8 protein-coding genes are annotated in these 17,315 nt (G+C 55.0%); 3 read left to right on the top strand and 5 right to left on the bottom strand.

The window, feature by feature from the left end; all coding sequences use genetic code 11:
- Positions 1-17: 17 nt before the first annotated feature.
- The 3 genes from PHE17_RS15770 to PHE17_RS15760 form a co-directional block, all read right to left on the bottom strand.
- Positions 18-9,863, bottom strand: a complete 9,846-nt coding sequence (locus tag PHE17_RS15770) for a PA14 domain-containing protein (RefSeq protein ID WP_301016860.1) — start codon at positions 9,861-9,863, stop codon at positions 18-20.
- A gap of 106 nt (positions 9,864-9,969) precedes the next feature.
- A complete protein-coding gene (gene murB / locus PHE17_RS15765) occupies positions 9,970-10,980 on the bottom strand; it encodes a UDP-N-acetylmuramate dehydrogenase (protein WP_301016859.1) in 1,011 nt (336 codons plus the stop codon).
- 26 nt (positions 10,981-11,006) lie between these two features.
- Positions 11,007-12,158: a DUF559 domain-containing protein gene (locus PHE17_RS15760; protein ID WP_301016858.1), complete on the bottom strand. Its 1,152-nt coding sequence runs from the start codon at positions 12,156-12,158 to the stop codon at positions 11,007-11,009.
- A 208-nt stretch (positions 12,159-12,366) separates the two neighbouring features.
- On the opposite strand from PHE17_RS15760, the gene PHE17_RS15755 reads away from it, so the two are divergent.
- Positions 12,367-13,431, top strand: a complete 1,065-nt coding sequence (locus PHE17_RS15755; protein WP_301016857.1) for a clostripain-related cysteine peptidase — start codon at positions 12,367-12,369, stop codon at positions 13,429-13,431.
- Here the strand turns inward: PHE17_RS15755 and PHE17_RS15750 are convergent.
- Positions 13,410-14,063 carry a hypothetical protein gene (locus PHE17_RS15750; RefSeq protein WP_301016856.1) on the bottom strand — a complete coding sequence of 218 codons (654 nt, stop codon included), beginning with the start codon at positions 14,061-14,063 and terminating at the stop codon, positions 13,410-13,412. The two genes, PHE17_RS15755 and PHE17_RS15750, sit on opposite strands and share 22 nt — an antisense overlap.
- A 153-nt stretch (positions 14,064-14,216) precedes the next feature.
- On the opposite strand from PHE17_RS15750, the gene PHE17_RS15745 reads away from it, so the two are divergent.
- Complete coding sequence (locus tag PHE17_RS15745) at positions 14,217-14,903, top strand: response regulator transcription factor (RefSeq protein WP_301016855.1); 687 nt, start codon at positions 14,217-14,219, stop codon at positions 14,901-14,903.
- Between the two features lie 3 nt (positions 14,904-14,906).
- On the top strand, positions 14,907-16,001 hold the full coding sequence (locus PHE17_RS15740; protein WP_301016854.1) for an ATP-binding protein: 1,095 nt from the start codon (positions 14,907-14,909) through the stop codon (positions 15,999-16,001).
- Here the strand turns inward: PHE17_RS15740 and PHE17_RS15735 are convergent.
- A complete protein-coding gene (locus tag PHE17_RS15735) occupies positions 15,994-17,304 on the bottom strand; it encodes an FCSD flavin-binding domain-containing protein (protein WP_301016853.1) in 1,311 nt (436 codons plus the stop codon). The genes PHE17_RS15740 and PHE17_RS15735 overlap by 8 nt on opposite strands.
- Between the last annotated feature and the right edge of the window lie 11 nt (positions 17,305-17,315).

Below are 17,315 nucleotides of genomic sequence, written 5' to 3'. Positions count from 1 at the left end.
CCTTTCCTATACGCTGATTATTCATACAGGAAACGGGCATCGTTCATCAGGTACATCATCACCACGCCCCACGCCCGTTGGGTGTAGGTCGGGTCTTCCCAACTGGAATACAGGCGGCAGGCAGCATCGGCACTGTCGCTACGGCTTGCCCACGCTTCACTGAACAAGTTGAAGCTGCGGGTGATTTCAGGGTCATCCACTGCCAGTTTCTCATTCAGGAATTGCCGGTACAGGTATTGCAAGTTGGCACGCACACGTTTTTCCCCGGCTGGCATGTAGCCACTGTCCGGTGTCACCACGCGCAAGTAAGCATCATCCACGAACGAGTCATTGTTCGGGTTAGTGCTGGTGTCGATGCGCTTTCCCTGCATATAGAAGCGGATGCTACGGGTTTTTGCTGGAACAGGCGCGTAAGCCATTTCCGTTTTCCAATAGCCTTCTTTGCCGGACAGCAACTGGCTAGTACCCAACTCGTTGTCACCAGCATCGCGGAAACTCAGGTACACACTGGCCTCGTCGTTATCCACGCTCCAGCCGCGCAAAGCCGCACCGAACAGCACTTTGGCCTGCCCGGTATCAATAGAATCGTCCCAAGCGGTGGCATCCACATCTTGGTACATGCGTCCCAGCGGAGTCGGGTTAGTACAAATACTGCCAGGGTTGAAAATCGCCTTACCGCTCTTGATGGAAGGCCCGCCGTCACAACCCGCTTTACCGGACAGTGCCCGCGCCGTGCCTTGCTCAACAGTCCAACCATCCATGCCCGCTTCCGCGCCAGCATTGACCAGCAAGTTGAGGACGCTGGTATCAATTTCCTCATATACCGGCGTATCGGTCGCCTCCACAAATGGGAACAGCTTACGGCTGCCTGCGGAGAGGCGGAAATCGTCCGCTACCGCATTGCAACTGAGTTCGATTGCCATACGTTCAGGGATGTTACCCATCAAGCTGTTCATGTCGGTATTCGGCTTGCTTTGCAACCTGCCGCCGTCAAACCCGCCGTAGAACAGCCCCATGCTGCTGCCCCACGCATTTTCTGGGCGGAAGGAAGACCAGTCAGTGCCGCTGAGGGATTTGACCTTGGCGTTCAGCTCTTCCGGTGTCAGCAAGCGGGCAAGCCCGGTGTCAGGCAATGCCTGCTTTTGCTCTGCCGACAAGTTGCCTGCTTTGGCGCGGAACAGCGGGCTTGCCGTCATATCCACCAGCAAATCTTTGACGTTCCATGCCCCGTGCCCTTGGTCGTAGGCAAAGCGTTTGGCGAACTGCTCCAGAATTTCATCCTGCGCATTGTAGGCCGTCATCTGGGCTGCATAGCCTGCGGCATTCGGGTCAACTGGCGCTTTCAGCGGGTCGCGTTTGAACAACGGCTTGTACCAGAAATACACACCGCCCTTGGCAAAGCGTGGGTCTTGCACCAACTGTTTACCCATCCATTGCAGGTTGTCTTGCGTCCCCGGAATGTTCAGCACATTGCTGTCAGGCACTCTGAAAATCAGGTACAGATCATCAACGTAGGCATCGACATACTTATCCGCCCATGTTTGGGCAGAACGCAGCCCCTGCACGGTAAAGCGCAGCTTACGGGCAGCTTTCGGCACTTTCGCTGTCGCGGTCTTGTTCGTCCACGTCCACGAAGTCTTATCCGTCAGCACTGCCGTTTTGCTAAGGCTCTTACCCGTATTGTCCAGATATTCCACCCAAATTGACGGGGTATCCTGCCCACCCAAGGATGTGAAGTACGCACCGAAGTCGATTTCCGCCTTACCTTGGTCAACTGTGGTGGCAGATGAACTGATGTCCACGTCCTGCCATGCCAAGGTTTCATTCAATTGCGTATTGCAAGAACCCAGTTGGTAGAGCTTGCTGCCCGTCTTCGCGGCGCGGGGGATACGCGAACAGGATGCAGTATTACCCGCTTCCAGCACACCTTTGCTCACTACCCAGCCTGTCACACCGTTTTCAGCCGATGGACTTTGCAGCAAGTTCGCGGAACTTGCCCATGTCGCACTGCCATAAGCACCATAGCCACCGGGCGCGGAACGGTTGTTCAGACCTGCCGGGAACATATCCCGATACCACGTATCACCCGTGTGATACCAAGGTTGCCCATTGTTATCCAACGGGTAGCTACCGGACTTGTACACGCCCGCTAAGGAATCCTTGCCACCGTTAGTCCCGTCGAAGTTTTGCAAGTAACGGGCATTCGTTCCCCAGTCGCGGAACGCCCCTGCCACAGGCTCCATAATGGTATGGCAAACCATACAGTTAGGGTTCTGCATGGTAGGCACGAGGTAATTGCCGTTCTTGCTGTCATCCAGCGGACGTTGCGCCAAGGCTTCGATGTCCAGCGCCATGAACTGCTTGTACACCTTGGATGCACGGTGACGGTTACGGTTGGTGTCCGTGGTTGGGAAACGTGACAACCATGAATTGGTACTTAACACCCCAGCATGGGCAAATGCTTTACCCGGATAACGGGCAGACACTTGCGGGATGCGTACTGGACGCAGTTCTTTGGCATCTGCGGCATTACTGAAACCACCACCAATAGGTTGCGCACCCAAGGCTTTCGCCAATTGCGGGTTCGTCACGGTGTAATCAGCCGTTAACGCATCCGTCCACGGCTTATCATTGCCCACAAGATATTGCAGCAAGAATACCGGCTCTTTGCGCTCGGCATCGCTGGCAGCATTTTTCTCTTCCGGTGTCAGACTATTAATAGCTGGGAAGTCGTTGGCAGAAAGCCCCGAAGCAGCACCGATAGTTGCCGCCCCGCCACTCAGGAACACTTCATGTCCTGCGCGGTAGACAAACTGATCCATCGCCCCTTTCGTATCCATCATCTGACGCAAGGTTGTGCGGAAACCTTCTTCGGTACTCGTCGTATCCGTTTCTGCTTGCGTCGGCAAACGGTTGAGCAGGATCAATGATGCCTTACGCAAAGTATCAGGGTAGCTCAGCAATTGCACGCCATCAGGTGCAGCCTCATCACTGGCGATAGTCGCCGTTACGCTGTCGCTTACTACCGACTTATTGCCGAAGACATCCACTGCCACCACGGTGTAGTGGTAGTTACCTGCCTTCAACCCAGAATCGGTGAACGTGTTGAAGCGCGTCCTGCCAACCCATACGCCATCGCGGTAAATGTCGTAGTAGAGCGTACCCCAATCGTCGCTGGAGTCCATCCACGTCAGCGTCGTGCTGGTCGGTGTGTAGGAAACCGCATCCAATCCAGCAGGTTGCTCCGGTGGCTGGGTATCCTGTGAAGTACTGGCGTAGAATTCCGTCAGTGCCGCAATGCCATCATCGCCTTCCGCTGCAAACAAGGTACGCATTGCCGTCGCCATTTGGGTATTAGTTTGGCTACGGTTTGCGGCGTAATCTTTCAGGGTATGCTGCATGTAGGGCTTCCATTGCCCTGCCAGACGTGTCCCAGTCAGGCTGACATCTTTCCCATCTGCGGTATGGCAAGAAGCGCAATATTGCGTGTGCAAACCCTTGCCCCGCGCTACTTGGACAGCATCCGTTTCTTGGATAGCTGCGGCAAAAGGTTGTTGGGAGAAAAACTCTGCCAAGCGGCTGATCTCATCGGCAGAATACCCCTTGGCAATGCGCCCCATCACGGTGGATGCGCGGCTACCAGTTTGGTAATCCGCCAATACTTTGCCCAAATATTGCTTACCCATCCCGCCCAGTCCGGGGGTTGCGGGGCCACCACTAACACCGCCCGTGCCGTGGCAAGTGGCACAGTTAGCTGCCAATGAAGCAGTCATAACAGGCTCATTAGCATCCGGCACATTGGTGCATTGCCCCGGTGATTCCAATTGCCCTAAGAGGCCAGACAGCATCGTATAGTCATTGGAAGTTGCCGCGAACACCGCACCGCCGCCGTGCGCTACCCTGCCACTGACCTTATCCAGCACGGCTTGCTTACCTAAAGTTTGGGTAATGCTACTGATTGCGCCGAGATTACGGGCGCTGGCATCCGCTGCCGTGGACAGGATAAAGCGGGTGTTCTGACCCATACCGCCCGCCACGTGACAAGTGATACAGTTATTCATCGAACCTTCCACATGCTGTTGGTAATACAACTGGGTGGTTTCACAAATTCCATCAGGGCTGATGGTCACGGCATTGCTGTCGAGTGAAGCGTTACCCGCTGCATCCAAGGCTTTGACGGTGTAGGTATAGCTGTGCCCCGTTTGGGCGGTGGCATCGGTATAGGCCAACAGATCAGTCAGGCCAAGCAAGCGTCCATCGCGCACGATACGGTATTTGCTGACTGCTTTGTTGTCAGTCGCAGCACCCCACTCAAGACGTACTTGTTGGGCAGCATTGACTTGTGCCGTCAGGTTGGTTGGTAAGCTAGGCGCAGTAGCATCACCACTGGTCACTTCCACCGCTGCTGAAGGTGCAGAAACATTACCTGCTGCATCCAGTGCTACCACTTGATAATGGTACAGTGCGACCTGCTGGACAGCCTTATCCGTGAAACGGGTTTGGGTGCTAGTACCCACTTGCACCCCATCCCGCAGGACTCGGTAACTGGCAACACCCACATTGTCCGCCGAAGCCGCCCACGCCAAGGTAATTTGGGTTGGTGTCAGCACATCCGCAGCCAAACCCGTTGGAGTGGTTGGCTCCGTACCATCTTTAGTGGTCACGCTCAGCGCAGCAGACGGGGCAGAAACATTGCCGGAGGTATCCACCGCCATCACTTTATAAGAATACTTGCCCGCACTTTGCAAACTGGTATCGACAAACCCAGCCGTGCTGGTTTCTGCGATCAGTTTATTATCACGCCAGACCTGATAGTTCTTAACGGCGACGTTATCCGTGGAAGGAGTCCACGCCAGCGTCACAGATACGGGTGTCAGTGCTTGCACCGCCAGTTTCGCAGGGACAATCGGCGCTTGGGTGTCGGGAACCGTGACATTGAGTGCCGCAGTGCGCGATACCTTACCATTAGGCCATAAGGCTGCCACGGTGTAAGCATAGGTTTTAGCCGCTTGAACCGCCGTATCAACCGCACTATTGCTTGTCACTGTCGTCAACAACACGCCATCTTTATAAATGTTGTACTGGTTAACGATGGGCTGGCTATCCCACGCCAAGGTGACTTTATCCTGAGCCAAAGCAGTGGTGCGTAAGTTTGCCGGAATTTGCGGCTCACTCAATTGCTCGGCTTTCCAACCCACTTGCGCTACGGCATAACCACCCAGCTCATAGTATTCCGCTTTGACGGTATGCAACCCACCCGTCAGGAACACGCGCTTGGTGTAAGTGGTTGCGGCTTGCGGCTTCCATGCATCAACCAGATTTTGCCCATCTACCCACAAGCGGAAACCATCATCGCTTCTGGCAGTAAACGTATATTCACCCTCGGCAAAATCGAACTTACCCTGCCAACGGCTGGAGAAATTGTCTGTATTGAGGCCATCTTGCGGAGAACCGCTTGCCCAATCAAAGTTAATGGCATCGTCATAGCGGGTATCCGCTGTTTCGCCACTCAAATCATTGCTGTTATAGAAACTGGCGCAGAATTTGCCTTGCGGGATTTCCGTGCTGCAATCCGGCGACTTTTCCCACCAGACTTTGGCTTTGGCACTACCCCAATCTTCGCGGTATTCCACTTTGACTTTGTGCAGGCCAGCCGTCATGGTTTTGAGCCTGCGTTGCTTGCCATACCAAGGCCATTTGGCTGTCCATGCGTCAATCAGCAATTCATCGTCTACCCAAACTTTGACACCATCATCCGCATCGGTGAGGAAACGGTATGAACCTTGGTCAAAACGGATATTCCCCGTCCAACGGGCAGTAAAGCGGTCAGGTTGGACAAAGCCGCTAGGGGCATTAGCACCCCAATCGAAATTGATCTGGTCTGCCAGCACGATGTCCGCCACGTCGCCCGTAAAATCAGGTGTTGCGTAAAACTCGCCACACAACTGGTTTTCTGGGGTGGCGCTGCATTCAGGTAACTTTTCCCAGTTCAGCTTGGCTTTTGCCGCTGACCAAGAATCAAAGTACTCCATTTTGAGCGTGTGCCAGCCTTCCGCCAACTTGAGGATTTTTTGCTGTTTGCTGTTTTGCTGCGCCCATTTGTCAATGACCAGCACGCCATCCACCCACAAACGTACCCCTTGGTCAGTATCGGTAACAAGGCGGTAGTTACCTTCAGTAAATTGGTATTTACCTGTCCAACGTGCTGAGAAGCCATCTTTGCCAACCAGCGGGTCGGGTTGCCCTTCTGCCCAATCAAAATTCACGGCATCTATTTTCAGCACTTGCCGGGAGAAACTGCTCAAATCTTGGTTGTTGAACAACTCCATGCAGAAAGCATTTTCAGGTGTAACCGCGCAACCACCGACCTCTTCCAAGCCCAGCTTAACTTTGGCACTGCCGTAACCTTCGCGGTATTCCACCTTGATAGTGTGCCGCCCGGCGGACACATACGGCACGGCTTGTATCTTGCCCTGCCACTGCCAATCCATCGCCCAATGGTCAACTACCAGTACGTCGTCAATCCAGATGCGGATACCGTCATCCGCCTCACCTGCAAAACGGTAATAACCTGCGTTGAAATCAAATGCACCCAACCAACGCGCCGAGAACAGGTCAGATTTCAGCCCCTGCATTGGGCGGCTTGCACCCCAGTCAAAATCAATTGCTGGAGCCGCTTGGGTACGTACCGCTGTTCCTGCCAAGGCATCGCCGTCGAAGAATGTCCCACAGAAACTACCGACAGGCGCTCCGCTGCATTCATTCATTTTTTCCCATGAGAAACGCGCCGTTGCCCAACCGGATTCCTCGTGGTATTCCACCTTAATCAGGTGCTTACCTGCGGTCATGGGCATATCGTAGGTATATTCCAGATTGCCGTTAGCCTGCCACTGGTCGAGTACCAACTTGCCATCCACCCACAAGCGCAACCCATCATCTGCTTGGGCAATGAAACGGTACTTATCTGCCGTAAAGTCGAAATTGCCTTGCCAGCGCACTGAAAATTTGTCCACCGGGATCACGTCAGGGATTGGGGAAGCATCTTGCCAAGCAAAATCTACTTTAGCGTTTTCCACCACTTTGACAGGGCCATCCGCAAGGCCGTTGTTGGCGTAATACTCCGCGCAAAACTTATTGTCCGGGATTGTCGTGCAGCCATCAGCCACTTTTACCCAGCCAAGCTTGGCAAGCGCACCACCGCCGTTCTCGTAATATTCCATCTTCACGCGGTGTTTACCGGCGCTGATCGGCATACCTTGTTTATTGATGCCGTTCCACTGGTCTGTCCATGAATCAATCAGTAAGCGGTCATCCACCCATACCCGCACCCCGTCATCGGTAGTGGTGGTAAACGTATAATTGCCTGCCTCAAAGGTGAAATCACCTGTCCAACGCGCTGAGAAGCGATCCACGGGAATCGTGCCGCCCGCTACAGGTGCAAAACCACCCCAATCAAAATTGACCTCATCGGTGGCTTGGAAACGTTTCGCTGTCCCTGTCGCCGTCATATTGTCGAAGAATTCTCCGCAAAACGAACCTTCAGGCACGGTGGCGCAATCCACCAAAGCAGGATTCCAGCGGACATCCAAATAACTGCCCGGTACAGCCTTCAATTCCACGCGCACGCGGTGATCACCCGCCGACAGGTTTTTCAGGGCTTGGCTGATAGTGCTCGCGGTGGAACCGGAACTTTCGTACAGCAATACACCGTCCACCCAAATTTTCAGCGCCCCCCGCCCGTGACGGATTTCAAACGCATAATCCCCAGCATTGGCAACATTGAACATGCTATCCCAACGCATTAACAGGCCACTGGAAAGGTCAATTCCCGCAGGGAAGGCAAACTTACTGAAATCGAACTGGAGGCCATTCGCCGTTTGGGTCGGAGTCGTATCGGCAATCAGTATTTTGCTGGTTTTATCGACGAAAGTCAGACACATTTTGCCATTAGACAAGTTACAAGCCAGCCGTTTGAACGACAAATCCACCGCTGCGCTGGAACTGATGTCGGTGTATTGCAAACGCACCGTATGCGCCCCCGCTGCCAACGACAAATCTGCCGTCAAGGTGCGGGTAGCAGTCGCCACTGCCGCATTGCCATCCACCACCAACACGCCGTCAACCCACAGGCGCACACTGTCATCCGCCTTCAAGGTAAAGCGGTAATCGCCGCCCAACAAAGTCATCGAAGCATTGTATTGCGCGGTAAACCCATCAGCCCCGACGCCCGCATCCGGCCCGCCCGAAGTCCAGTTCTTCACGAACAAGGGGGAATTGCTGCCAGTGTCATCCACACCTGCGGGTTGCTCCACAATCAAGCCCGGTTGAGTGCTAGTATCCGTACCCTTGTAATACGCCACACAAGACTGCCCTGCAACAGGTTGCTGACAGGAAAGCAGTGGGGCGGAAGCCTCTTCGCGCAACCAAGCACCTTGGTTCGACACCGCACCATCAACAGTTTGGAGCCGCGCACCCGGCACGGTAACGTGCATTCCGCCATCTAAGGCAAACTTAGCCGGATAGGCACTTTCCGTCACGCTCGCCACGTCCGCACCAGCCGCCAAATTCGGGGTAAAACGCCAAACCTTGCCATTCGCGGTAGTCGCAGGAGTCAGCACAAACGGTTGCGCCCAATCCACCCCGTTATCTGCCAAACGCCCCAACGCGGCGGTCGTCCCCACCTGCTGGTCAAACTCGCGGAATACCTTGTTTACTAGCGCATCGTCGGTTGCTGAATTCGTACCGTTCCAGTACACGAATTTCCGTGCCCCGGTCAGCCCGGCGTGAATAAGCATTTCTTGATACAGGTCGGAACCCGTCAACAACGCAGTATACCCCGGCGTTGCCGCTGCTTGGCTTTTGCCGCCCATATACGGGTAAAGCGGGCGCGTAGTAGAAGCCAAGGCCGAACCACGCAAACGGTTGACTTCATAGCGGAAAGCATTAAACGCGCTGGCAGCATAGGTGGCTTGGTTGATCGACAAACCTGCATCCGGCATTTGCCCGCTCAAGGTCTTGCTCTGCCCTGTTCCGATAGCAGCACTGGCCTTGGTGTTTTCGCCGGGAATCGCCACGCTGCTTGAATAATAGGCTTGGTCACGCGCCACCACTTGCGCCGAGCGGAATTGTGCTTGCAACGGTGTGTAGAACGCTTGGTTCAAGTAAGCCGCCATCCGCGCCTTCATTACCGCATTCCACGTTTGCTGGCGCTGGGTAGCCTGCGCATCCCCCGCATACATGGACATCAAATCAGAAAAACCCAACTGGGTCTGGACAGTAGCAAAGCGTGTATCGGTTTGGATCGCCAGTAAATAAGCTGCCAAGTCGCCGGAAGCTTCACCCGCCGCTTTGATTTCATCCGCATTCAAGGCCAGAGCGCGGTAATCCAAGCTAATGAAATCCGCAGCCCCACCCGCAACTTTGTATTGCCGGAAAAACTCACTGACCCGCGCCGCAACCGCCGTCACGCCCTTATCCAGCCAAATACCATGATCAGGCAAGTTAGAACCGTCACCCACCACGACTACCAAAGGCTTGCCATTAACATCCGTCAACAGGTTGGCTGTTTTAGCGATTTGCAGGAAATCAAGGTCGAGGTTCAGGAAGGCGCGGTGGCCTACGGGCATCGTATTGGCAGCGGCAAACGCAGCACTGACCGCTTGGCTGATACTGGCCTGATCGGTCAGTTGTTGGAGGGAAATACGGTGTAATGGACTGATTTTTTCCAGCGTAGGATCAGTAGGATAGAGCGCATAAGCGTGGCTAGCGAAATCCTCAGCGGATACGCTTGCGCCTGCACTCCCTAAAAATAGGAAAATTGAAAACAATCCATTCAGGACAACACGCTGCCACAGAGCTTGCATTCCCATCATATCCCTCGCTTGCATATAATTTTGCATTTTTGCAATCAGGGAATTCTATAGGTATAGCTGCTAGGTTTCCATGCTTAAATGGTGAAACGTAACACAATTATTTAACTACCCATGGCTCTGGCTCTAGGGTCACGCCAAACTTAGCTTGTACCGAGGTAACAATCGCGTAGGCAAAATCCCAGATTTGCGCCCCCGTGGCATTGCCGTGGTTAACCAGCACCAAAGCGTGCTTTTCAAACGTGCCCGCATCGCCGTCGCGCTTGCCTTTCCAACCGCATTGGTCAATCAGCCAGCCTGCGGAAAGTTTCACCTCGTCGCCTTGAGGCCAGCCGGGAATACCGGGGAATTGCGCTTGTAACGTTTCCCACTTCGCTTGCGGGATCATCGGGTTTTTGAAAAAACTGCCTGCATTGCCAATTACTGCCGGATCGGGCAGCTTGCTTTGGCGGATATTGATGATGGCATCGCTGATCAGACGGGCATTTAGCGTTTTGCCTTCGAGCTGTTCGCGCACCCCAGCGTAAGCGGTTTTCCACTGCGGCTTGCGTGGCAGGCGGAATACCACTGTCACGATCAGCCAGCGCCCCGGCTCGACCGATTTGAAGAAACTGTCGCGGTAGCTAAAACGGCATTCTTCCACGCTGAAATCGCGGATTTCGGCGGTGCGCCAATCAATCGCCTGCACTTCGTAAATGCAGTCCTTCACCTCGACGCCATACGCACCGATATTTTGCATCGGCGCTGCCCCCACCGTACCGGGGATCAGGGACAGGTTTTCCAGCCCTGCCATGTTTTGGTCGATTGTCCAACGCACGAAATCATGCCAGTTTTCGCCTGCTGCTGCCCGCACGTAGAAATAGTTGTCGTCCTGCCCCAGAATTTCCTTGTCCAGCAAACGCACTTGCACCACCAGCCCCGGAAAATCCGCCACGAACAGCATATTGCTGCCGCCACCAAGGAACATCACTGGCAAATCAGGGTGTTCTTGCGCCCATTGCATGACACTGCGCAGCCCGCCCATTTTGTGCAGGGAACAGAAATAACGCGCCTTGGCATCCAAACCAAAGGTATTGAGGGCTTTCAAGCTGACATTTTCGCGGATTTGCATACGGCTTACACAGTTTACGGGTGTTGTTAAAAAGGAACGGCACTATTGACTGAAAGCACCTCCCCCGTCAACGGGTGCGGGAAACGGATTGCGGTGGCGTGCAACAGCAAGCGCCCAGCCTTTGCGCACACAGCTTCGCTGGCATACAACTCATCGCCTAAAATCGGGTGATCCAATGCCTGTAAATGCACCCGCAACTGGTGGGAACGCCCGGTGACAGGTTCGAGTTCCACCCGCGTGGCGTCGCTGGCGGCATCGTAGGCCAACACCTGATAGCGCGTGCAGGATGGCTTGCCCAGTTCAAAATCTACCTTCTGCTTGGGGCGGTTAGGCCAATCGGTAATCAGCGGCAAGTTGATTTCAGCGCAAGCGGGTTCGACGCGCCCCGCCACCACCGCGACATAACGCTTATGCACTTGGCGGCTTTGAAAAAGGATGCTCAACGCCCGCTCCATCTCCTTGCCCCGCGCCAATACCAGAATGCCGGATGTGCCCATGTCCAAGCGGTGGACAATCAGTGCATCGGGAAATTCCGCCTGTACGCGGCTAATCATGCAGTCTTGTTTATCCGCACCCCGACCGGGGACGGAAAGCAGGCCAGCGGGCTTGTCCACGATGATTAGGGAATCGTCGAGGTGGAGGATTTGGAGGCCGGTGTTGGGTGGGGGGGTGTAGGTGATCATTGCACCCATTGTAACTGGGCAAGTAGCCGGGTTGGAACAACCTTCTAGCGATGTAACCTGAAACGATTCCGTCCCCACCCCGAACTCCCCCCCATCCCCAACCCCTTCCCCCGCAAGGGGTGAAGGGGCTAAGACATGCCGGAACTGGCTGTGTAAGGCATGACGAATTTGTTGTAAAACGGCTTCCTGATAATTCAGAATTTCATCATTCCAAAAGCGTAGCACTCTGAATTGTTGCTGCCGCATCCAGTTGTCGCGTTCGCTGTCGTAATCTTGCTGTTCAAGATGATGATTGCCATCCAGCTCAATCACTAGCCGCGCTTCTAGGCAAACAAAATCAGTGATGTAACGTCCCAGTGGCGTTTGACGGCGAAAACGGTAGCCATCGAGTCGACGTTTTCTCAAAACTTCCCATAACCGCTGTTCTGGTGTCGTCATGTTCTTGCGCAGGTTTCGGGCAAGATCGCGATGAATCTTGTTGTGTTGTTTGTCCATCCCGTCAGTGTCAGCAACCCCGCCCTGTCATGCAACATTCACCGATAGACAGCACTTCTTGCCCCCTTCACCCCTTGCGGGGGAAGGGTTGGGGATGGGGGGAAGTTCGGAGTGAGACAGTGAATATAGCCCACAAAATTGTATAGATACTTATGCCCCACCCCCACCTGCTACACTCCAAACACGCCCTTTCCAACTGGTAACACCAATGCCCGCACCAACACCGCCGACCCGCGACTGGGTACTCGTGTACTACATGTCTTACGACAATGACCTTGCGCCCCACGCGCCCACCATCCTGTCAGCGTTGGAATGCGGGGTGAAAAACAGCGACTTGCTGGTGACAGTGTTGCAGGATGATAAAGCGACAACGGGTTTGAAACGCCATACCCTGAGCGCCGAAGCACACGAAACCGCGCTGCTCACAACCGACAACAGCGCCTCTGAAAGCGTATTGGGCGACTACCTCTCGTGGGTGGCGGAACACTACCCTGCACGGCATTACGCCCTCTGCTTTCTTGATCATGGTGGCAATCTGGATGAAATGTGCCTCGACGAATCACCCGGACAAGGTGAAACGAAGCACTGGCTCAGCGCCCAATTGAGCGGATCGGTCATCAGGCAGTTTTGTGCCGCGACGGAAGGCAAACTTGAACTGCTGTTTTTGCAGCAATGCGGACGGGGTACTGTCGAAAACCTCTACAATTTCCAGGGAACTGCCGCCACGATCATGGCTTCCCCGCTGAAAGTAGGCGCACCCAACACTTACTACGCCGCCACCTTGCGATGGCTCGCCGCCAACAAAATCGCCACCGGGCTAGAACTTGCCCGCCAGATCATGGCAAACGATACGGATTTCAGCCTTTACGTGTGTGTGGATGGCGCAATACTGGACGAATTGCCCAACGCGCTTGCTCCCGTGGTTGCAGAACTGCTGCGGGATGGCAAAACCCCGCTACCCGCGACAGGTATCGAACCCTGCTTTCGGCACGGCAATGAATGCAATTACGATTTATTGGCATGGCTGGAAGCAACTTTCCAGCAAAACGGCGGCGACTTGCAAGCACTTGAACCTTTCAAAACGTGGCTGCAACAGCGGCTCATCGTAGCGCTGGCACACCGCAACAGCCAAGCCAGCACGGACTTATGCGGCTTGGCCTTGTTTGCACCCGATTCGGCATGGGCGTTCGGGCAGTACCGCGATTACCCCATCTATCGGGAAACCGCGTTAGGCGAACTCTGGCGCAAGGTTTACGCGACCCCATCCGAATAACGCTGCGGAGGGCGTTGCCCGTCAAAACCGCCACGCCCACCGCGTCGGTGTTGTGATTCCATTTGCTCAAACTTTGCCGCCTGTTCTGGGGTCAGCACTTGTTTGATCTGGGCTTGGCTGTCACTGTGCAGGGCATCCATTTGGCGGCGCTGTTCTTGCTGGATGCTATCAATTTGGCTGACTTGTTCAGCACTCAGGCCAAGGTCGGCCTGCATCCGGCTTGCCATACCCCCCATCAGCGCTTGCCCCCTGCCTTGCTGCATGTTATCCGGTGGATTGCCCATGCCCATCGGTGGCGGGCGATGCCCTTCGTGCCGTTGACCGTCTGGGCGTTGCGGACGCATTTGCTCAAACTTGGCGGCTTGTTCGGGCGTTAACACCGCTTTGATGCGTGCTTGGAAATCCGCGTGCATAGCATCCATCTGCCCACGTTGGGATTGTTCAATCGCGTCGATTTGGCTGGCTTGTTCCGCCGATAACCCCAGTTCGGTTTGTAAACGTTCCGTATGGCGACCTCCCTCGTGGGATGGCCTGACAGCCGACGCGCCGGATACACCGTCTGGCGCTGCCCCCGCACCATTGCAGCCAACGAGAGAACTTGCCAGCAACGTCATGATCAGTAATTTTTTCATCTTGATAGCCTCATCTTATTGTAGAGCCTACAAGTATCCACCGATGGACTGTAAAAATGGGTAAATGGAATGTAAAGGGATGTAAAACACCCTGCTTTTTTCCACAATCCCCGTATTATCCTTCTTATATAAACGCTGCAAAGGCAAGCCGCCATGAGCAAACTCTTATTGGTCGATGATGATGTCGACCTGACCACCATGCTGAAAGACTATCTGGAGCGCGAAGGCTTCAGCATCACCGCCGTCAACGATGGCGAATCTGCGGTGCGCGAAGCCCTGCACGGAGATTACGCGCTGGCAGTGATGGACGTGATGATGCCCGGCATGACCGGGATCGAAGCACTCAGCCGCATCCGTATGCACAGCCAAATGCCAGTATTGATGCTGACCGCACGCGGCGATGATATTGACCGTATCATCGGTCTGGAACTCGGAGCGGATGATTACGTGCCGAAACCCTGTATGCCCCGCGAACTGGTAGCGCGTATCCGTGCCATTTTGCGCCGCGCCCGCCCGGAAAGCCTTATTTCCAGCCACGATCCCTTGCAAATCGGCGCATTAACCCTGTGGCCTGAAAAACGCCACGCCGCACTCAACGGGCAAACGCTTGACCTCACCAGCACCGAATTCAACTTACTGGAAGTGCTCGCACAACAGGCAGGGCAAACCGTCAGTAAAGCGGATTTATCCACCCACGGATTGGGGCGACCGCTGACCCGTTACGACCGCAGCATTGATGTCCACATGAGCAGCATCCGCCACAAACTGGGGCAGCTACCGGATGGGCATTCCTGCATCCAAACCGTGCGCGGCGTTGGCTACCAACTGGTGCGGGAGTAAGCAATGGGCAGGCTATTCTGGAAAATATTCTTCACCTTCTGGCTCACCCTGCTAGTTGCTGGCACTGCATCCGGCATCGCGGTGTGGTGGCAGCACCAACGCACAGACACCCCCTTTAGCGACCATCCCCCGCCCCCGCCGCCCAATGCAGCAAACCATCATCCCCCGCGTCATTTCCCCTTCGCGCTATTTGCCGCTGGCATGATTGCCAGTTTCGTTTCCAGCTTTTTACTGGCGTGGTATTTCGCCCATCCGATCCGTTCGCTACGTGGAGCCTTCCGCGCACTCGCAAATGGCGACCTGACCCGGCGGGTTGCCCCAGAAATGGGTTCGCGGCGCGATGAATTAGCTGACCTTGGACACGATTTCGACGACATGGCAACGCAATTACAAAGCCTAATGTCATCACAACGACGCTTGCTGCACGACGTATCACACGAACTGCGTTCCCCCCTCGCCCGCCTGCAAGTCAGTATCGGCCTTGCCCGCCAGCAACCGGAAAAGATCGCCAGCAGCCTTGAGCGCATCGAACACGAAGCCGGACGTTTGGACAAACTGGTGGGGGAAGTGCTGACCCTTTCGCGCCTTGAATCCGGCGTGCCGCAACCGATGGACGAATACATCGACATTCTGGAATTGCTGGATACCGTGATTGACGATGCGCGGTTTGAAGCCAATTCGCTCTCACGGCGGGTATCGTTCCAGTGCGACTTGGAAGATTCCCCGGTCATTCAAGGGCGTGGTGAATTGCTCTACCGGGCGGTGGAAAATGTGGTGCGCAATGCCATCCACCATACTGCGCCGGATACGCTGGTGACACTGGGCGTTTACCGGGACGCAAGCTCATCCAACCTGCATATCACCGTGGATGACCAAGGGCCGGGTGTGCCGGAAGCGGAATTGCAGAATATTTTCGAGCCATTCCAACGCAGCAGCACGGGCAGCAACAGCCGCAACGGTTATGGCTTGGGGTTGGCAATTGCGCGGCGGGCGATTGAAAGCCACGGTGGCACGATCCGCGCCAGCAACCGGGCAGAACAGGGGCTGCGGGTAGAGATTACCCTACCGCTGCCCCAGCAAAGCAGTGCCGTCAGTTGAAGACATCTTGGGTAAAATTGTTATACCAACTGTACGCATAACTGGCATCAAACAAGCGGTCTTGCGCCGTAGCGGTCAGCGATGACGTACCGCCACTGCCCGGAATACCTTCGACGATTTTGCCGTCATCCGACAGGCGATACACGCCCACGACGGAAATTGCGTAATCCTTGCCGACCAGACTGTAACAACCGTTGGAGAACGACGGGCTTTCCACTTCCTGCCCATTGAGCAGCGCGTAAATGGCAGCAGCGCAGACTTTACCTTCCGAATTCGCCGCAAAACCGGACTTGGGTAAAGAATCCGCCATGCACGCATCGCCAATCACATGCACATTGGCATGGCGGGTGGATTCAAATGTCAGCTTGTTGACCGGACACCAGCCCGTGCTATCCACCAAATCCGCGTCGAATGCCAACTTGCCTGCTTTCTGCGGCGGAATCACATTCAGCACCGCGCCCTGCACCCGGTCGCCGAACTGGGTAATGGCGGTTTTGGAAGCCACATCGACTTCCACCACGCCCGCAGCTTTGGTGTCACCCGCCCACCATTCAATCATGGCATTGTCAGTTTTGTAACCGTAAAGCTCCGTCCACGCCTGTTCAAACAGCGCCTGTTTGGTAAAGCTGGTTTTCGGGTCAAGGATAATGACCTTGGAATTCGGCTTATTCTTTTTCAGGTAATAGGCAATCTGGCTGGCACGTTCATACGGCGCGGGCGGGCAGCGGTAAGGGTTGGGCGGTGCGGCAATCACCACCGTGCCACCGTTTTGCATGGCTTTCAGTTGGTCGCGTAGCACGAGGGTTTGCGGCCCCGCTTTCCACGCATGGGGAACGGTGTCGATAGCCGCTTCACTGAAACCCGCAATCGCGTCGTATTTAAAATCAATTCCCGGCGACAGCACGCAACGGTCATAGGGGTAACTGATCCCGCCCTTGGTCAATACCAACTTGCCGTTGTAGTCGATGCCTGTCACTTCGTCGACCACAACTTTCACGCCGTGCGCTTTCAAACCATCGTAATTGAATTGCAGCGATTCCAGCGTGCGTTCGCCGTTCAACACTTCATTGCTCATGTAACAGGTAGTGTAAATCGCACTTTTTTCAATCAGGGTCACATCCAAATTACTGTCGAGGCGGCGCAGGTATTTGGCAACCGTTGCCCCGCCCGTACCACCACCGATCACGACCACGCGCTGGCTGGCAGCGCCAACGATAGCGGGGAATCCTAAGACACTGGCGGCAGTGCCTGCGGCGAGGGTTTTCAGAAATGTACGACGGCGAATATTGTGCATGTCCATCATGGTCTGCCCCT

This window comes from Thiothrix sp. (assembly GCF_028714775.1).
Classification (GTDB): domain Bacteria; phylum Pseudomonadota; class Gammaproteobacteria; order Thiotrichales; family Thiotrichaceae; genus Thiothrix.
The sequence above is the reverse complement of the archived record's forward strand: the minus strand, read 5'-3'. Positions and strand labels throughout refer to the sequence as shown.